The organism is Micromonospora sp. NPDC005413 (assembly GCF_040606435.1).
GTDB lineage: Bacteria > Actinomycetota > Actinomycetes > Mycobacteriales > Micromonosporaceae > Micromonospora.
Genome location: NZ_JBEXEV010000003.1, coordinates 74232 through 91093 on the forward strand (window position 1 = coordinate 74232; position 16862 = coordinate 91093).

The 16862-nt window shown below is 72.7% G+C and carries 15 protein-coding genes; 5 read left to right on the forward strand and 10 right to left on the reverse strand.

Going from position 1 to position 16862, the window contains the following annotated elements:
- Positions 1–8: 8 nt before the first annotated feature.
- The gene (locus tag ABZS37_RS06230) at positions 9–2609 is read left to right on the forward strand and encodes an ATP-dependent helicase C-terminal domain-containing protein (protein WP_355166064.1); all 2601 of its coding nucleotides are present in this window, start codon (positions 9–11) and stop codon (positions 2607–2609) included.
- A gap of 7 nt (positions 2610–2616) precedes the next feature.
- Here ABZS37_RS06230 and ABZS37_RS06235 read toward each other — a convergent pair whose 3' ends face one another.
- Positions 2617–3342 (reverse strand): protein phosphatase 2C domain-containing protein, encoded by a 726-nt coding sequence (locus ABZS37_RS06235; RefSeq protein ID WP_355166066.1) that lies wholly within the window; start codon positions 3340–3342, stop codon positions 2617–2619.
- A gap of 261 nt (positions 3343–3603) precedes the next feature.
- Here ABZS37_RS06235 and ABZS37_RS06240 point away from each other — a divergent pair, with 261 nt between their 5' ends.
- Positions 3604–6213 carry a glycoside hydrolase family 9 protein gene (locus ABZS37_RS06240; RefSeq protein ID WP_355166068.1) on the forward strand — a complete coding sequence of 870 codons (2610 nt, stop codon included), beginning with the start codon at positions 3604–3606 and terminating at the stop codon, positions 6211–6213.
- A 69-nt stretch (positions 6214–6282) separates the two neighbouring features.
- Here ABZS37_RS06240 and ABZS37_RS06245 read toward each other — a convergent pair whose 3' ends face one another.
- Together ABZS37_RS06245 and ABZS37_RS06250 are read right to left on the reverse strand one after the other, a co-directional pair.
- Entirely contained in the window at positions 6283–7494 is a 1212-nt protein-coding gene (locus ABZS37_RS06245; RefSeq protein WP_355166070.1) for an MFS transporter, read from the reverse strand.
- Positions 7494–8069, reverse strand: coding sequence for a winged helix-turn-helix domain-containing protein (locus ABZS37_RS06250; RefSeq protein WP_355166072.1), 576 nt, complete (start codon positions 8067–8069; stop codon positions 7494–7496). The genes ABZS37_RS06245 and ABZS37_RS06250 overlap by 1 nt, the downstream gene beginning before the upstream one ends.
- A gap of 258 nt (positions 8070–8327) precedes the next feature.
- Here ABZS37_RS06250 and ABZS37_RS06255 point away from each other — a divergent pair, with 258 nt between their 5' ends.
- On the forward strand, positions 8328–9527 hold the full coding sequence (locus ABZS37_RS06255) for an MFS transporter (protein WP_355166514.1): 1200 nt from the start codon (positions 8328–8330) through the stop codon (positions 9525–9527).
- A 58-nt stretch (positions 9528–9585) separates the two neighbouring features.
- Here the strand turns inward: ABZS37_RS06255 and ABZS37_RS06260 are convergent, their stop codons facing one another.
- The 5 genes from ABZS37_RS06260 to ABZS37_RS06280 are packed head-to-tail and all read right to left on the reverse strand — an operon-like array spanning position 9586 to position 14158.
- Complete coding sequence (locus tag ABZS37_RS06260; protein ID WP_355166074.1) at positions 9586–9843, reverse strand: UBP-type zinc finger domain-containing protein; 258 nt, start codon at positions 9841–9843, stop codon at positions 9586–9588.
- Positions 9840–11411, reverse strand: coding sequence for a Na+/H+ antiporter (locus ABZS37_RS06265; protein WP_354993855.1), 1572 nt, complete (start codon positions 11409–11411; stop codon positions 9840–9842). The genes ABZS37_RS06260 and ABZS37_RS06265 overlap by 4 nt, the downstream gene beginning before the upstream one ends.
- A 38-nt stretch (positions 11412–11449) precedes the next feature.
- Complete coding sequence (locus ABZS37_RS06270) at positions 11450–12415, reverse strand: TIGR03885 family FMN-dependent LLM class oxidoreductase (protein WP_355166076.1); 966 nt, start codon at positions 12413–12415, stop codon at positions 11450–11452.
- A gap of 51 nt (positions 12416–12466) precedes the next feature.
- Entirely contained in the window at positions 12467–13882 is a 1416-nt protein-coding gene (locus ABZS37_RS06275) for an NADP-dependent succinic semialdehyde dehydrogenase (protein ID WP_355166078.1), read from the reverse strand.
- A 12-nt stretch (positions 13883–13894) separates the two neighbouring features.
- Positions 13895–14158, reverse strand: coding sequence for a DUF6343 family protein (locus tag ABZS37_RS06280; RefSeq protein WP_355166080.1), 264 nt, complete (start codon positions 14156–14158; stop codon positions 13895–13897).
- A 122-nt stretch (positions 14159–14280) separates the two neighbouring features.
- Here ABZS37_RS06280 and ABZS37_RS06285 point away from each other — a divergent pair, with 122 nt between their 5' ends.
- Together ABZS37_RS06285 and ABZS37_RS06290 are read left to right on the forward strand one after the other, a co-directional pair.
- Positions 14281–14874, forward strand: a complete 594-nt coding sequence (locus ABZS37_RS06285) for an antibiotic biosynthesis monooxygenase (RefSeq protein WP_355166082.1) — start codon at positions 14281–14283, stop codon at positions 14872–14874.
- Between the two features lie 120 nt (positions 14875–14994).
- Positions 14995–15846 carry a GDSL-type esterase/lipase family protein gene (locus ABZS37_RS06290; RefSeq protein ID WP_355166084.1) on the forward strand — a complete coding sequence of 284 codons (852 nt, stop codon included), beginning with the start codon at positions 14995–14997 and terminating at the stop codon, positions 15844–15846.
- An 18-nt stretch (positions 15847–15864) separates the two neighbouring features.
- Here ABZS37_RS06290 and ABZS37_RS06295 read toward each other — a convergent pair whose 3' ends face one another.
- Together ABZS37_RS06295 and ABZS37_RS06300 are read right to left on the reverse strand one after the other, a co-directional pair.
- Entirely contained in the window at positions 15865–16620 is a 756-nt protein-coding gene (locus tag ABZS37_RS06295; protein WP_355166086.1) for an EcsC family protein, read from the reverse strand.
- A gap of 49 nt (positions 16621–16669) precedes the next feature.
- Complete coding sequence (locus ABZS37_RS06300) at positions 16670–16816, reverse strand: hypothetical protein (RefSeq protein WP_355166088.1); 147 nt, start codon at positions 16814–16816, stop codon at positions 16670–16672.
- Between the last annotated feature and the right edge of the window lie 46 nt (positions 16817–16862).

Sequence of the window (16862 nt, forward strand, 5' to 3'; positions counted from 1 at the left end):
CTGGGCCCGTGCTCTCCGACGTAACCCTGGACCTGCCGGTACGCCCGGTGCTGCCGGCGCTGGTCGCGGCACTCGACGCGGCCGGCGCCGGCGTCCTGGTGGCTCCACCGGGCACCGGGAAGACCACCCTCGCGCCGCTGGCGGTGGCCGACCAGGTGACCGGTCGGGTGGTGATCGCCCAACCCCGCCGGGTGGCCGCCCGTGCCGCCGCCCGGCGAATGGCCGAGCTGCTCGGTGAGCGCGTCGGTGAGCGCGTCGGCTACGCGGTCCGCGGCGAGCGCCGGGTCGGCCCGGCCACCCGGGTGGAGGTGGTCACCACCGGCCTGCTGGTCCGGCGGCTGCACCACGATCCGGAGCTGCCCGGCACGGGCGCGGTGCTGCTCGACGAGTGCCACGAACGACAGCTCGACGCGGACCTCGCGCTGGCCTTCACCGTGGAAGCACGGGCCACACTCCGGCCGGATCTGTGGCTGCTGGCGATGTCCGCGACCCCGGACACCGACCGGTTCGCCGCGCTGCTCGGCGGACCCGCCCCGGCCCCGGTGGTACGGGCCGACTCGGCGCTGCACCCGGTCCAGCGGATCTGGGCGCCGCCGGCGCGCCCGATCGCTCCGCCCGGGGCCGGGCCGGTGGACCGGGCCCTGCTCGACCACGTGGCCGCCACCGTCCGACGGGCGCTGCGCGAGCGCGACGGCGACGTGTTGGTCTTCCTGCCCGGGGCCGGCGAGATCGCGGCGGTCACCGGCCGGCTGGCCGACCTGCGGGACACCGTTGCGCTGCTGCCGCTGCACGGCCGTCAACGCGGCACCGAGCAGGATGCGGCCCTGCGTCCCGCTGATCGCCGCCGGGTCGTGCTGGCCACCGCGCTGGCCGAGACCAGCCTGACCGTCCCGGGCGTGCGAGTCGTGGTGGACGCCGGGCTGTCCCGGGTGCCCCGCATCGACCTGGCCCGTGGGCTGGGTGCACTGGTCACCGTGCCGGTCTCCCGGGCCGCCGCCACCCAGCGGGCTGGCCGGGCCGGCCGGGAGGCCCCCGGGTACGTCTACCGGTGCTGGTCCGCGGCGACCCATGAGCGGCTACCCGCCCGAGCCGAACCGGAGATCGCCACCGCCGACCTGACGGGCTTCGCGCTGGAGCTGGCCGCCTGGGGCCGGCCGGATGGCGTCGGGCTCGCGCTGCCCGACGCACCACCGGCCGCCGCGATGACGGTGGCCCGGGACACCCTGGAGACGTTGGGCGCGGTCGACGCCGACGGTCGGATCACCGCGCGAGGTCGGGCCATCGCCGCCGCGGGCGCGCACCCACGGCTGGCGCGGGCTCTGCTCGACGGCGCCGGTCGGGTCGGCGCCGACCGGGCGGCCGAGGTGGTCGCCCTGCTCGCCGAGGAGAGCGCAGCCGGCCCCGGTGACGACCTGGTCGCCGGCTGGCGCCGGCTGCGCGCGGGCGTCGACGCCGGCGCGACCGCCCGCTGGCGCACCGAGGTACGTCGGCTGCGCGCCGCGCTGCCCGTCGACGCCCCGCCCGGGGGCCGCACCAGATCCGGCCGGGGCGGCCGGGGCGGCCGAGTGGCCGGACCGGAAACCGGCGGACGGGCCGACTCCACCGGGCGGGCCGACTCCACCGGGCTGACCGACGATCTCGCCGCCGGGCTGCTCGTCGGACTGGCGTACCCGGAACGGTTGGCCCGGGTGCGGCGGCCGGGCGGATCGGCGTACCTGATGACTGGCGGAACCGCCGCGGAGCTGGCGGCCGGGTCGGGGCTGGCCGGGTCCGACTGGCTGGCGGTTGCCGTCGCGGACCGCACGCCGGGCGCGCCGTCGGCCCGGATCCGCCGGGCCTCGCCGCTGGACGAGGCGACGGCCCGGGAGGCGGCCGGCCCGCTGCTCCGCACCAGCCGCGAGGTCGGCTGGTCCGACGGGGACGTGGTGGCACGGGAGGTTACCCGGCTGGGCGCGATCGAGCTGCTCCAGCGGCGGCTGGACCGGCCAGACCGGGCGGAGGTGGCCGCGGCGTTGCTGACCGGTCTGCGCCAGGAAGGGCTGCGACTGCTGACCTGGACGCCTGCGGCGCGGGCACTGCGTGAGCGGCTCGCGTTCCTCCGGCACCATCTGGGCGCCCCGTGGCCGGATGTCAGCGACGAGGCGTTGCTCGACGCCGCGCCGACCTGGCTGGGCCCGGAGGTGGCCGCCGCCCGGCGCCGGGCCGACCTGGCGCGGGCGGACGTGACGTCGGCGCTGCGCCGGCTGCTGCCCTGGGCGCAGGCCGCCCGTCTGGACGAGCTGGCCCCGGAACGGTTCGAGGTGCCGAGTGGTTCTCGGATCCGGGTGGACTACACCGACCCCGCCGCGCCGGTGCTCGCGGTGAAGCTGCAGGAGACGTTCGGCTGGTCCGCGGCCCCACGCGTCGCCGACGGGCGGGTAGCGGTGCTACTGCACCTGCTCTCCCCCGCCGGCCGGCCGGTGGCGGTCACCGCCGATCTGGCGTCCTTCTGGCGTACCGGCTACCCGCAGGTCCGCTCCGAGTTGCGCGGACGCTATCCCCGCCATCCTTGGCCGGAGGACCCGGGAACGGCGACGCCCACCCGGCACGCCACGCCACGTCGGCGCTGAGCGCCGGCTACTCCTCCACGACGTCGGCCACCACCACGGTGACGTTGTCCGGTGCGCCAGCGTGCAACGCCAGGTCGATCAGCTTGCCGGCGCAGGCGGCCCGGTCCGGGTAGCCGGTGAGCACCTCGGTGAGGGTGTCCGGACGGACCACGTTGGAGAGGCCGTCGCTGCACAGCAGCCACCGGTCGCCGGCCCGCGGCACCATCGTCGCGTACGACGGGGTGACCTCCTCGCCCTGCAACGCCTGGGTGACGACCGCGCGGCGCGGATGGCTGCTGGCCTGGTCCGCGGTGATCACGCCCTGGTCCACCAGCATCTGCACGAACGTGTCGTCCCGGGTGACCTGCTTGAGCACGCCCTCGCGGAACAGGTAGGCCCGGGAGTCGCCGACGTGCGCGAGGGCCAGGCAGCTTCCGGTACGGGCGAAGAGCAGGGCGGTCAGCGTGGTGCCCATGCCCTGGCGCTCGGGATCCTGGGCGACCGCCTGCTGGATCCGGGAGGTGGCCAGCGCGATGCCACCCTCGAGCGCGGCCACCAGGGCGTCCTCGGGGGTCTCCACGTCCAGCGGAGCGATCGCGTCGATGGTGAGGGCGCTGGCCAGGTCGCCGGCGGCCATCCCGCCCATGCCGTCGGCGACGGCGACGAGCCAGGTTCCGGCGTGCAGGGCGTCCTGGTTTCCGCTGCGGATCAGCCCACGGTCGCTCGTTCCCACGGAACGCAGCTTCAGGGTCATGGGTGGCAGCCTGCCAGGCGAAGGGCGCAGTTGTCTCTAGGAGATCAGGACGACGGCGCGTGGCGCGGCCAATCTCACGTCCACGCGTCGACGCGTCGCGGCGCACCCGCCGGGCTGGCCGCCCTCGTCGAATGCCACAACCCATCCAACCAGATCAATTGACATGACGGACCGGCGCTGGAAACATCGAGCCGATACCTGGGAGCGCTCCCAGGTATCCGCCACCATCACCGTCTCGCATCCGTCCCGGAAGGACTCCCCGTGACGCCATCCCGACGCCGCCTCCTGCTCGCCGCGGCGACCACCCTGGCCCTCACCGGCGCTGGCGCCGGCGCGGCCCACGCCGACCCACCACCGGACGCCCCCGAGCAGATCGACAACGGCGACTTCAGCGCCGGCGTGAGCCCCTGGTTCTCCTTTGGCACCGGCCCGCTCGCGGTCACCGACGGCCGGCTCTGCACCACGGTCGCAGGCGGGCTGGCCAACCCGTGGGACGCCGGCATCGGCCAGGACGGCGTACCGCTGATCGCGGGTGCCGAATACACCCTCGGCTTCGCCGTCTCCGCCACCCCCGGCGCCGGGGTCAAGGCCGTGCTGCAGCTCGGCAGTGCCCCGTACACCACGTACGCGGCCGTGGACGCCGCCGCCACCGGCACCACCCAGCGGGTCGAGCAGACCTTCACCGTCCCGGACGACAACCCCAACGCCCAACTGATCTTCCAGGTCGGCGGCGCCGCCGAGGCGCAGACCATCTGCCTGGACGACGTCTCGCTGCGCGGTGGCGAGCCGCCTGAGCCGTACGTGCCGGACACCGGGCCACGGGTACGCGTCAACCAGGTGGGCTACCTACCCGGCGGCCCGAAGAACGCCACCGTCGTCACCGAGGCCACCACGGCGCTGCCCTGGCAGCTGCGCTCGGCCACCGGCACCGTCGTGGCCAGCGGCACCACCACCGCTCGCGGCGTCGACGCCGCCTCCGGGCAGAACGTGCATACGGCCGACTTCTCCAGCTACCGCACCCCGGGCAGCGGCCTGACGCTCACCATCGACGGCGAGACCAGCCACCCGTTCGACATCTCCGGCGCCCTCTACGACCAACTGCGCTCCGACTCGTTGCAGTTCTTCTACGCCCAGCGCAGCGGCATCGCCATCGACGGCGACCTGATCGGCGACGAGTACGCCCGCCCCGCAGGCCACCTCGGTGTGGCACCGAACCAGGGCGACACCAGCGTGCCCTGTCAGCCGGGCGTCTGCGACTACTCCCTGGACGTGCGCGGCGGCTGGTACGACGCCGGCGACCACGGCAAGTACGTGGTCAATGGCGGCATCGCCACCTACCAACTGCTGAGCACCTTCGAGCGGACCAAGACGGCGGCCACCGCGGCCGGCGGCGCCGGGCTCGCCGACAGCACGCTGCGGGTGCCCGAGCGCGGCAACGCCGTCCCGGACATCCTCGACGAGGCCCGCTGGGAGCTGGAGTTCCTGCTGCGCATGCAGGTGCCCGCCGGCAAGCCGCTCGCCGGCATGGTCCACCACAAGATCCACGACCAGAACTGGACTGGCCTGCCGCTCGCCCCGCACGACGACCCGCAGCCGCGCGAGCTGCACCCGCCGTCGACCGCGGCCACCCTCAACATGGCCGCCACCGCCGCCCAGTGCGCACGGCTCTTCGCCCCCTACGACGCGGCGTTCGCGGCCCGCTGCGGCACTGCCGCCAAGACGGCCTACGCCGCAGCCAAGGCCCACCCGGCCGTGTACGCCAGCCCGACCGACGGCACCGGCGGCGGCGCGTACGACGACAGCACCGTCACCGACGAGTTCTACTGGGCGGCGGCCGAGCTGTACCTCACCACCGGGGCGCAGAACTACCTGGCCGACCTGACCGCCTCACCACACCACGCCGGGAACGTGTTCGACTCACGCGGCTTCGGCTGGCAGAGCACGGCCGCGCTGGGCCGCCTCGACCTGGCCACGGTGCCGAACGGGTTGCCCGCCGCCGATCTGGCCCGGGTCCGCGCCTCGGTCACCGCCGCCGCCGACACGTACCTCGCCGAGCTGCGCCGGCAGGCGTACGGGCTGCCGATGCCCGGTGACGCCAACAGCTACTTCTGGGGTGGCAACAGCAACGTCATCAACAACGCCGTGGTGCTGGCCATCGTGTTCGACCTGACCCGCAACCCCGTCTACCGCGACGGCGCCGTGCAGGCGATGGACTACGTGCTCGGCCGCAACGCCCTGAACATCTCCTACGTCACCGGGTGGGGGGAGCACGCCGCGCAGAACCAGCACAGTCGGATCTTCGGCCACCAGCTCGACCCGAGCCTGCCCCGACCGCCCGCCGGCTCCCTCGCCGGCGGCCCGAACGCGGCCCTCCAGGACCCGTTCGCGGCGCAACTGCTCGCCGGTTGCGCACCGATGTTCTGCTACGTCGACGACATCAACTCGTACGCGACCAACGAGGTGGCGGTCAACTGGAACTCGGCGCTCGCCTGGATCGCCTCGTTCCTGGCCGACCAGGGTGACGCCCGCGCGGTGCCGCCCACCACCTGCGCGGTGCGCTACACCAACTACGGCGCCTGGCAGGGCGGCACCGGGTTCACCGCGCAGCTGACCATCCACAACACGGGCACCACGACCGTCAACGGCTGGAGCGTGCGCTTCGCGTTCACCGGCGACCAGCGGGTCCGCGAGGCGTGGCTGGCGAAGGTCACCCAGGCCGGCGCGACGGTGACCGCGCGCAACGAGTCGTACAACGCCAAGATCGCGCCCGGCGGCACTGTGACGTTCGGCTTCAACGCGACCACCGCGGGCGGGGCCAACCCCGACCCAGGCCTGGTCACCGTCAACGGAGCAGCCTGCTCGCTCTCCTGACCGGTACGGCTGGTGGCCGCTCCCTCTGGGCGGCCACCAGCCGTACACGCCACACCGCGCACGGGCCCCCTACCGTGACGCGAAGGAAACGACCGGTGGCACTCGTAGCCCTCGAACGAAGATCGCGGCGCCCGCGCCCGCAAGGACCGCGATGGTGGCGAGGACGGGGCGCACGCCGGCGAACTGCAGTGCCGGTCCAGTGGCCACGGCACCGACGAACCCGGCAAGGTTCTCGGTGTTCGTTACCGCAGCCAGAACATGCGGCCTCTGATCAGGCGGGGTGCGCACCGTGAATCGCGTGATGAGTGTCGTCGCGAGCACCGGAGTCGCCAGCCCGCTGAGGAACAACCCAACGGCCACAGCCAACGGCAGTTGGACGAGCAGCAGCCACAGCGGCACGCACAGCAGTACGGCCGCCGCGGTCAGGGCGGTGGTGCCCATCCGGGCCAGAGCGGTGACCGCGATCAAGCTGCCGAGCGCGAGCCCGGCCCCGTTCGCCGCGGTGAGCAGGCCCAGCGTGCGAGGGCCGCCACCGAGGTCGTTCAGAACCAGCACCGGTAGGCACAGGAAGATCGCGGTAATCGTGAGCGTCACCAGGGTCAGCGCGGCGGCGAACAGACGCAGCGGGGGGTCGCTCAGCACCTGGCGCAGACCGCCCTTCGCGGGGTGCTTCCCTGGTCCCCGCGCGAGACCGTTCGCGGGTGGCCGCACGAAGACGAGCAGGACCAGGAACGACACGAAGTAGGTTCCGGCATCGATCCAGAGGACCTGCGCAGGGCCGAGCAGCGCGATGAGGATGCCACCAACGGCGGGACCGGCGAGCGCGGCGATCCTGGTGGCGGCGTCGACGAGGCCGTTGGCGCGGCCGACGAGTCGTTCGTCCGCGCTCCGCACGGGACCCAGCAGTTCGGGCAGGATCAGCCGCTGCGACGAGACGTACGGCGTGGTGAATACGCCGAGCCCGAACGACGCCATCAGCAGGATCGGGAGGGTCAGCCCACCGGCCAGATACAGCAACGGAATCGACGCCATCAGCGGCACCCGGGCGGCGTCGGCGATCAGCATGGTTCGCCGTGCGCCCAGTACGGCGACCAGCCTGCCGCTGAACAGACCGACGATCACCACGCCCATGAACTCGGCGGCCAGGACGAGGCTCATCTGCACCGGCGAGCCTGTGGTGACCAGCACGAACCACGGTAGTGCGAGCAGGGTCAGCCAGGATCCGAATGTCGACAGCAACTTCGCGGTGAACAGTGCGAACAGGCCCGGCGTGCGCAGCATCAGCTCGGATCCTCGTACGTGGGCACGGCGTAGGCGAAGAACGCGACCTGCCGAGCGCCTTCCTTGCGGGGCCGTGCGGTGTCGGTGTACTCCGCGATCACGGCCTTGATCCGTTCGGTCGCCTCGGACAGCTCGGTGGGGTCGAGGTAGCCCATGTCCGCGCCGAGCCAGGCCGCCTCCTGCCACGTGACCTCGAACTCGTCCTCGTGACGGTGGAACTGATTCAACGCGGCGATCCCCCGGACGATGAACTGCTCCCGCAATGCCCGTGAGGCGGCCGCGAACTCCGGCGACCCGTCCCCGGTTGCGGTCCAGGTGATCCCTCGGCTGGTCGCTCGCCAGGGCTTCTCCCGGCCACGCTGCAGATCGTGGGCTTGCTCGACGAGACCCCATTTCACCAGTTGGCCGACGTGGTAGCTGATCGAGGCCGTTGACTCGCGGGTGATATCTGCCAGCTTCCTGCCGGTTGCCGGGCCGTCCACGCGCAGCAGCTCAAGCAACCTGAGCCGGATCGGATGGGCGAGCGCGCGCAGCGCCCGCGGGTCGGTGATCTGCTTCGGATGCGGGGTAGGCATTTAGCCAAGATATGTTGGCCAACGATTGTTGGTCAATGCTTGTGCGGCAACGGCGGGGCAGCGGTTTGCACCACTGCGATGCGGTCGTACGCCGACGGCCACCGCGCTCGCCGGATCGGGTTGGCTCGATGCCGATCCTCGGGCTCGCCGGTCCTCCGCGGGCCCCACCGAACTCGACGAACGACCTAGAGTCGGACCGTGGCGGGCCACGAGACCGGGGCGACGCGATCCGGCGACCGGTCGGGCCGCTGGCGGTCGCTGTCGCCGTTCCCGCCACCCGGCCGACTGCGCATTCTGTCGCTGGCCACCCTCGCCAACACGGTCGGCACCGGGCTGTGGGTCACCGGCTCGGCGCTCTACCTCACCCGCGTCGTCGGGCTGAGCCCGACCGAGGTCGGGTTGGGGCTGACCCTCGCCGGGCTGGTCGGCCTCACCGCCAGCGTGCCGTTTGGCGGGCTGGCCGACCGCCGCGACCCACGGACCCTCCGGGCGGTCCTTCAACTGGCGCAGGCCGCCGTCGCCGTCGCGTACCTGTTGGTGGGCTCGTTTCCGGTCTTTCTGCTGGTGGCCACACTGGACGCGCTGCTGGTCTCCGGCAACCTGGCGGTCCGGGCCGCGCTGGTGGCCGCCGTCGCCGGTCCGCAGGGGCGGGTGCACGCCTTCGCCACGCTGAGGGCGGTGGCGAACCTGGGCATCGCGGCCGGGGCGGGGCTGGCCGGGGTCGCGCTGGCTGCCGACACGCGGCTGGCGTACCACATCCTGGTTGTCGGCAACGCGGCCACCTATCTGGTGTCGGCGGCCCTGCTGATGCGATTGCCGGCCCTTGCCCCACCCCCGCGTCCGTCCACGGCCGCCGCCCTCCGCCGGGGGCGGCCGCTGCGTGACGGCCGCTTCCTCGCGGTGAGCGGCGCGTCGGCGGTGCTCGCCCTCCATCAGACGGTGCTCACGCTGGTGGTGCCGCTCTGGGCGGTGAACCTGCTCGGCGCACCTCCGCCCATCGTGTCCGCGGTGCTGCTGACCAACACCGTGCTCACCGTGCTGCTGGCGGTGCGGCTGAGTCGGGGCGCGGACACCGCCGCGCCGGCCGCCCGGAAGATGCGCCGAGCCGGCCTGGTGCTGGCCACGACGATGCTGCTGTACGCCGCGACCGCCGGCCTGCCCACCGCTGCGGCGGTCGCGCTGCTGCTGCTCGCCACCGTCGTCTACACCGTCGGCGACCTGTGGCACGGCACCGCCGGGGCGGGACTGGCCTACGATCTCGCGCCGCCGGACGCGATCGGCGCCTACCAGGGGGCCGACGGGATGCTCGCCGGTCTGGCCCGGGCCGTCGCCCCGGCCCTGTTGACGCTGGTGGTGCTCGACGGTGGCGTGCCCGGCTGGCTGGCCGTCGGAGCGCTCTTCGCCGTGGTGGGCCTGGCCAGTCCCGCGCTCACCCGGCGCGCGCTAACACGTGGCTGACCAGGCCGTCCCGCACGACGATCTCGACGTGTACGCCGTCCGGCCGCAGCCGGATCGGTCAGCCGATCTCCTCGTCGACGTAGCACCAGCGCCATGCCTCGCCGGGCTGCGCCGAGCGGATCACCGGGTGACCGGTGGACGCGAAGTGCTTGCTCGCGTGCTGGTTCGGGGACGAGTCGCAGCAGCCGACCTGCCCGCAGCTCAGACAGGTGCGCAGGTGCACCCAGTAGGTGTCGCCGATGGCGACGCAGTCCGCGCACTCGTCGGGGGTACGCGCCTCGGCGGCACCGGCCTCGGTCAGGTGCTGACAGCTCATTTCTCGACCTCCCGCAGCAACGACTCTTCCAGGTCCAGGTCACGATAGGCCCGCACCAACACCTCCTCGGGGATCCGACCGGCGTCCCGGGCAGCCCGGAACACATCCCGCTCGGCGTCGATCATCTCCTGTCGCAACCGACCGTACGCCTGCGACGGGGTTTCCCGCTCAGCGCCACCGAGCCGTTCCCAGGCCATGTTCGTGCGGTCCTCCACCGCTCGGCGCAGCCGGTCCACCACCGCCTCCGGGGCACCCTCGGCCAGCTCGTCGAGGCGGTCCCGGGCAGCCCGGCTCGCCTGCTGCTGCACACCGGCTGCGGACAGCGCGTCCTGCACCGGGTCGTCCTGCGGCAGCTTCAACCTGCGGGCGACCAACGGCAGCGTGGCACCCTGACCGACCAGGGTGAAAACGATCACCGCGAAGGCCAGCCAGATGAACAACGCCCTGGGGTACGGCTCGTCGTCGGCCAGAGTCAGCGGCAGGGCCAGCGCGGCGGCGAGAGTCACCACGCCCCGCATACCGGCCCAGCCGATGATGATCGGAAATTTCGGCGACGGGGCCTCGTCCCGACGGCGGATCCGGGGCACGAGCCGGGCCAGGTACGTGGCCGGAAAGAGCCAGACGAACCGGGTGAGGAAGACCGTGGCGAGCACCGCGAGGGTGATCGTGGTGAGTGAGCCGATCGGCTCGTCGAGGTCCCGCAGCACCTCCCGCAGTTGGAGGCCGACCAGCAGGAACACCAGCCCCTCCAGCAGGAACCGGGCCAGCCGCCAGAACGCGCCGACCTGCAACCGGGAGGCCGCCGACAGCAGTTGGGGCAACTTGTGGCCCAACGCAAGCCCGGTGACCACCACCGCGACCACACCGGAGGAGTGCACCGCCTCGGCCGTGAACACCACCGCGAACGGGATGATCAACGACAGCGCGTTGTCCAGCAGCGGATCGTTGATCCTCCGGTGGAAGAAGCCGAACACCAGCGCGCCGAGCGCCCCGATCAGGATGCCGCCACCAGTGGCCCGCAACACCTCGATGGCGACCTCGGCGGTGCCGACCGCCGAGCCGATCGTGGCCAGCGTCGCGACCCGCAGCAACACCAGCGCGGTGGCGTCGTTGACCAGGCTCTCCCCCTCCAGGATGGTGACGACCTGCCGGGGCAGGCCGACCCGCCGGGCCACCGCCGTTGCGGCCACGGCGTCCGGCGGGGCGACCACCGCGCCGAGGGCCAGGCAGATCGCGAACGGCAGCTGCGGCAGCAGCAGGTGCAGCACGAACCCAACCACGAACGCCGTGAACAGCACCAGGCCGACCGCGAGCAGCAGGATCGGCCGGATGTTGTTCTTGAACGCCGGCACCGAGGTTTCCAACGCGGCTACGTAGAGCAGCGGCGGCAGGATGCCGACCAGCACCAACTCCGGGTCGAGCTCCACCTGCGGGAAGCCCGGCACGAAGGAGAGCGCCAGACCGAGTACGACCAGCACGATCGGCGCGAGCAGACCGAGCCGGCGGGCCAGCGCAGCGCCCAGGGTGGCGATCGCCAGGAAGACGACGACCGGAAACAGGCTTTCCATGGGGTACGAGCCTAGGGGTCCGCCGGTCCGGACCTCGATCAGCCAGCCCGGCGCAACTTCGGCAGCACCTCGGCGCCGAACGCGTCGATGAAGCCGCGCTGCTCCTGCCCGACGTGGTGCAGGGCGATCTGGTCGAAGCCGAGCTCCACGTACTCCTCCAGCCAGCCGACGTGCCGGCCCAGGTCAGCCGAGACGTTCACCACCTCGGCGACCCGCTGCGCCGGCACGTCGGCCGAGACCGCGTCGAAGTGCTCGGCGGTTTCCAGGTCCCAGCAGACCGGCGGAGGGAACACGTTGCTGCGCCACTGGTCGTACGCGATCGCCTCCGCCTGCGCCTGCTCCGGCGCCCAGGAGACGTGCACCTGCAGGTGCAGCGGCCCGCGCCCGCCGGCGTCGCGGTACGCGTCGATCATCTCGCGCAGGTGCGCCACCGGGGCGTTCACGGTGATCAGCCCGTCCGCCCATTCGGCGCACCAGCGGGCGGTGGCCACGCTGACGGCGGCGCCGACCAGCGCGGGCGGCTGCTCCGGGCGAGTCCACAGCCGGGCGCGATCCACGCGAACCAGGCCGTCGTGGCTGACCTCCTCCCCGGCCAGCAGCGCACGGATCACGTCCACGCACTCGCGCAGCCGGGCGGCGCGTACGTCCTTGCGCGGCCACGGGTCGCCGGTGATGTGCTCGTTGCTGGCCTCACCGGTGCCCAGCGCCGCCCAGAACCGGCCCGGGTACATCGCGCCGAGGGTGCCGATCGCCTGCGCGATGATCGCCGGGTGGTACCGCTGACCGGGCGCGTTGACCACACCGAACGGCATACCGGTGGCCTGCAGCGCGGAACCCAGCCACGACCAGGCGAAGCCGGACTCGCCCTGCCGGGTGCTCCACGGGGAGAAGTGGTCGGAGCACATGGCGGCGTCGAAGCCGGCCCGCTCGGCGTGTATCACCGCCTCCAACAGGGCGCGCGGACCGATCTGCTCATGCGAGGAGTGAAAACCGAACGACGTCATGGGCACACTTCCTACCCACGACGGCACCGGCTGACGCGTGCCGCGCCCGACCTACTCGGCGTGCGCGCCGGCGCCGGCCGAGGCGGCGCCCTCACCCACCCAGACCGTCTTGGTGTTGCAGAACTCCCGCATGCCCAGCGCGGACAGCTCCCGCCCGTAACCGGAGTTCTTCACACCGCCGAACGGCAACTCCGGGTAGGACGTGGTCATCCCGTTGATGAAGACGTTGCCCGCGTCCAGGTCGGTGGCGAAGCGCTCCTGCTCGGCCGAGTCCCGCGTCCAGGCATTCGAGCCGAGCCCGAAGCTGGTGCCGTTGGCGACCTCGATCGCCTCCTCGTACGACGACACCCGGAACAGCCCGGCGACCGGGCCGAAGACCTCCTCGGACCACATCCGCATCTGCGGGGTGAGGTCGGTGACCACGGTCGGCGGGTAGAACCACCCTTCGCCGGTCGGCGGTTCGCCGCCGCAGAGCACGGTCGCGCCGTTGTCCGCCGCGTCGCGGACCTGGGCGTGCACCTCGTCGCGGCCACGCTCACTGGCCAGCGGCCCGACGTCGGTGTTCGGGTCCATCGGATCGCCGACGCGCAGTGCGGCCATGTTCGCGGCGAACTTCTCGGCGAAGGCGTCGAAGACGTCGGTGTGCACGATGAACCGCTTCGCGGCGATGCAGGACTGGCCGTTGTTCTGGCAGCGGGCGGTGGTGGCCACCTCGGCGGCCCGGTCCACGTCGGCCGAGGGCATCACCACGAAGGGATCGCTGCCGCCGAGTTCGAGGACGGTCTTCTTCAGCTCCCGCCCGGCGATCTGGGCGATGGACCGACCGGCCGGCTCGCTGCCGGTGAGCGTGGCGGCGCGCACCCGGGGGTCGCTGAGGATCCGGTCGACGGCGTCCGAGCCGACCAGCACGGTGGTGAAGGCCCCCTCGGGGAAGCCGGCCCGACGGAACACGTCCTCCAGCAGCAGCGCGGTCTGCGGCACGTTCGAGGCGTGCTTGAGCAGACCGGTGTTGCCGGCCATCAGCGCCGGTGCGGCGAAGCGCATCACCTGCCAGAGCGGGAAGTTCCACGGCATCACCGCGAGCACCACGCCGATCGGCTGGTAGCGGATGAACGCCCGGATCGCCTTCACCGCCGTGGCGTCGGCCGGCTCGTCGGCGAGGAATCCCGGGGCCTTGTCGGCGTAGAAGCGGGCTGCCGCGGCGCACTTGGTCACCTCGGCCTGCGCCGCCACGTAGGTCTTGCCCATCTCCGTGGTCATGATCCGGGCGATCTCGTCCCGCTCGGCGTCGAGCAGGTCAGCCGCGGCGTTCATCCACCGGGCACGCTGGTCGACGGTGGTCTGCCGCAGCTGCTGGTACGCGAGGTCGGTGCGCTCGATGGCACCGTCGAGTTGCTCGGTGGACATCGCCTCATAGGTCTTGAGCACCTGGCCGGTGGCGGGGTTGGTGGTGGCGATGTGGGGCATCTCGTCCTCCTGTCACTCGAACAGCGAGTGCTTGACGCCCGGCTCCTCGCGGTGACGGGCGGCGCGGCGGCGCTGGATCACGACCAGGTCGACCACTGCGACCACGGCGAGGATCGCGCAGACCACGCCGAGCCAGGCGATGCCGACCCAGAACGCCAGCACCGCGAAGACCACCATGATCACCAACCCGAAGCCGGCGAGGGTGAGCCGGAGGTTCAGCGCGCTGTTCGCGTGGCCGACCGTGCCGCGGGCACGTCGGGGCTGCGATCTCGTCATACCCCCCGACCTACCCCCGATCGGCCGGGTTAACCGGCACGGCGCGCTTCCACACCCTCCAGCGCCGGTGTGCTCTGGCACATCCGTTCGCGCGGCGGCCCCGCCGGCCGCAGGATGGGCGCATGTCAATGACCCTCGCCGTGCCGGTGACCGTCTCCATCTCCCGCCGTGTCGATCCGGGCCGGACCAGCGAGATGGTGGCCTGGATGCGGGCCGGCACCGCGCTGGCCGAGGCGTTCCCCGGGTTCCTCGGCGCCGGCTGGGTGCAGAGCGGTCCCGGCTCGCCGGAGTGGCACATGCTCTACCGCTTCGCCGACGCCGAGACGCTTGGCCGGTGGGAGGAGTCGCCGCAGCGGCACTGGTGGCTCAGCTCCGCGCAGGGCATCGTGGAGCACACCCGGGTCGAACGGCGTACCGGGATCGAGGGCTGGTTCGACCGCCCGTTGGAGCACTCGGTGGATCCGGTCGAGCCGGTTGCGCCCACGTCGCCGCCGAGGTGGAAGCAGGCGGTGACCATCTGGCTGGCGTTCTTTCCGCTGAGCCTCACCGCGACCCTGCTGACCAGCCAGTTCCTCGACGCTGTACCGCTGGCGGCGCGGGTGCTGCTGATGACGCTCTGTCTGACCCCGCTGATGACCTATCTGGTGCTGCCCCAGATCACCCGGGCGCTGCACTGGTGGCTGCACGGCCAGCCGGCGCCTTGGCGGGGCCTATAGCACCCCGGTGGCACCAGCGTCGGCGCTCTGCCGCATACCCGACAGCAACTCCCCGACAAACCACGTCCTACGCATAGAGTTACCGCGCTGTCGCTCTCTGCTGCGAGACCGGGGGATGTCATGCCTCGACGTTGGGTCGCCGCCCTGGCCTGTCTCGCGGCGCTGGTCGCGCTCGCCTGCGAGGGTGGCACCTCCGCGACACCCCGCCCCACCAAGAGCGCCCCGCAGTCCGGAGGGCCTGGCGGCATCGCCGCGCTCGGCGACTCGATCAGCACCGGCTTCGCCTCCTGCCTGGTGCTCACCTCCTGCGAGCGCAACTCCTGGTCGACCGGGGACGGCCTGCGGGTGCAGAGCCACTACCGGCGGCTGCTCGAGCAGAATTCGGCGATCCGCGACCGGACGTACAACCACGCCCGTCCCGGCGCCCGCGCGGACGCGCTGGAGGGTCAGGCCACGGCAGCGGTACGCGACCGCGCCGACTACGTCACCGTGCTGATCGGCGCCAACGACGTCTGCCGGAGCGGGGTGGACGCGATGACGCCGGTGGCACAGTTCCGGGCCGACGTCGACCGGGGCCTACGGGTGCTGCGGACCGGTCGGCCGAAGGCACGGGTGCTGGTGGTGAGCATCCCCGACCTGTACCGGCTCTGGGAGGTCGGACACGACGACCCACGGGCGGTACGCGCCTGGCGGCGGGGCATCTGCCCGGCCCTGCTGGCCGAGGCGACCTCGACAGCGCCCGCCGACCGGGCGCGCCGGGCCGCCGTCCGGGACCGGATCGACGCGTACAACGCCGAACTGGTGGCGGCGTGCCGGGCGTACGGCTCACGCTGCCGGCATGACGGCGGCGCGGCGCACAAGGTCCGGTTCACCCTGGACCTGCTCAACCCGCTGGACTGGTTCCACCCGAACGCCACCGGCCAGGGCCGGCTCGCCGAGGTGACCTGGCGCGCCTCCGGCATGGCCAACTGACCGACCCGGATGGCCTCGTCAGGGCCGGCGAGGCTCCGGGACCGCGATGCCGCGGGTGCGGTAGAGCGCCCCGGAACGCTGCGCGAGGTCCTTCGTGGCCGACGAGTTGGCCCAGGTGCCGAGCACGATGGCCGCGCCGGGGACGATCTTGGCGAACATCCGCTTGGCGGCCCGGACGCCGGCCATCCGGGCCAGCCGGATGCCGAGTTGCACCATGACCCGACCGAGTGGCCGCTGGCCAGCCGGACCGAAGAGCGCGTCGGCGCGTTCCCGGCCGGCGGCCACCCCGAGCGCCAGCCGGGCGCTCTCGGCGACCTTGTGCACGCGCTGGAGCACCAGCAGATCGGTGGCCCGGTCGCCGTGCAGCGGGTCGACGTCGTACGCGGCGGCGATGTGCAGCACCATCCGCGCCTGGGTCCAGGCCAGCACGCCGACGTCAATCACGGCGCCGGGCAGCCCGGCCACGCCGGAGACCGCACCGGACAGGCGAGCCAGGTTGACGAACTTGCGGGCCGCCTGGTCGGCCAGGACATCGGCCGATATGCCGGGCTGCTCGGCTCGGGCCCGGCTGACCCACTGCACGGCTTCCGGCCCGAGCCGACGCACCGCCTCCAGGGCGAGGTGCTCCGGCGCGTACTGCGGGTCGTTGCGCATCCGGTCCCAGAGGCGGGCCGGCGGACCCTCGGGGGCGTCCACCGGCCCGGCCGGCAGGCCGACGGACGGCTGGGGGGTGGGGGCGGCGTGCTGGCCGCCGACGGGTGGAGTGTCGGTCACCGGGTCTCCCCAGGGGTGGGAACGACGGACAGGGCGGCCGATGGGGCGGTCAGCGGCGGCGGTTGGACAGCCGAGCAGCCAACCCCTTGAGCTTCTGCTGGTTGCCGGGCTTGGCCATCTCCCGACGGCCTCGCTCGACCAGCTGCTGCCCCTTCGGTGATTTCAGGAACCTGGTGATCCGCTGCATCAGTGACATGACGTCCTCCTGTCGATGATCCCTCTGTCATGTGTACCCCGAACCC

Coding starts and splice junctions, on each gene's coding strand:
- ABZS37_RS06300 (WP_355166088.1), bottom strand. CDS start 16,816: ATGTCACTGATGCAGCGGATCACCAGGTTCCTGAAATCACCGAAGGGG.
- ABZS37_RS06260 (WP_355166074.1), bottom strand. CDS start 9,843: ATGAGCTGTCAGCACCTGACCGAGGCCGGTGCCGCCGAGGCGCGTACC.
- ABZS37_RS06275 (WP_355166078.1), bottom strand. CDS start 13,882: ATGCCCCACATCGCCACCACCAACCCCGCCACCGGCCAGGTGCTCAAG.
- ABZS37_RS06265 (WP_354993855.1), bottom strand. CDS start 11,411: ATGGAAAGCCTGTTTCCGGTCGTCGTCTTCCTGGCGATCGCCACCCTG.
- ABZS37_RS06285 (WP_355166082.1), top strand. CDS start 14,281: ATGTCAATGACCCTCGCCGTGCCGGTGACCGTCTCCATCTCCCGCCGT.
- ABZS37_RS06245 (WP_355166070.1), bottom strand. CDS start 7,494: ATGCTGCGCACGCCGGGCCTGTTCGCACTGTTCACCGCGAAGTTGCTG.
- ABZS37_RS06290 (WP_355166084.1), top strand. CDS start 14,995: ATGCCTCGACGTTGGGTCGCCGCCCTGGCCTGTCTCGCGGCGCTGGTC.
- ABZS37_RS06270 (WP_355166076.1), bottom strand. CDS start 12,415: ATGACGTCGTTCGGTTTTCACTCCTCGCATGAGCAGATCGGTCCGCGC.
- ABZS37_RS06235 (WP_355166066.1), bottom strand. CDS start 3,342: ATGACCCTGAAGCTGCGTTCCGTGGGAACGAGCGACCGTGGGCTGATC.
- ABZS37_RS06280 (WP_355166080.1), bottom strand. CDS start 14,158: ATGACGAGATCGCAGCCCCGACGTGCCCGCGGCACGGTCGGCCACGCG.
- ABZS37_RS06250 (WP_355166072.1), bottom strand. CDS start 8,069: ATGCCTACCCCGCATCCGAAGCAGATCACCGACCCGCGGGCGCTGCGC.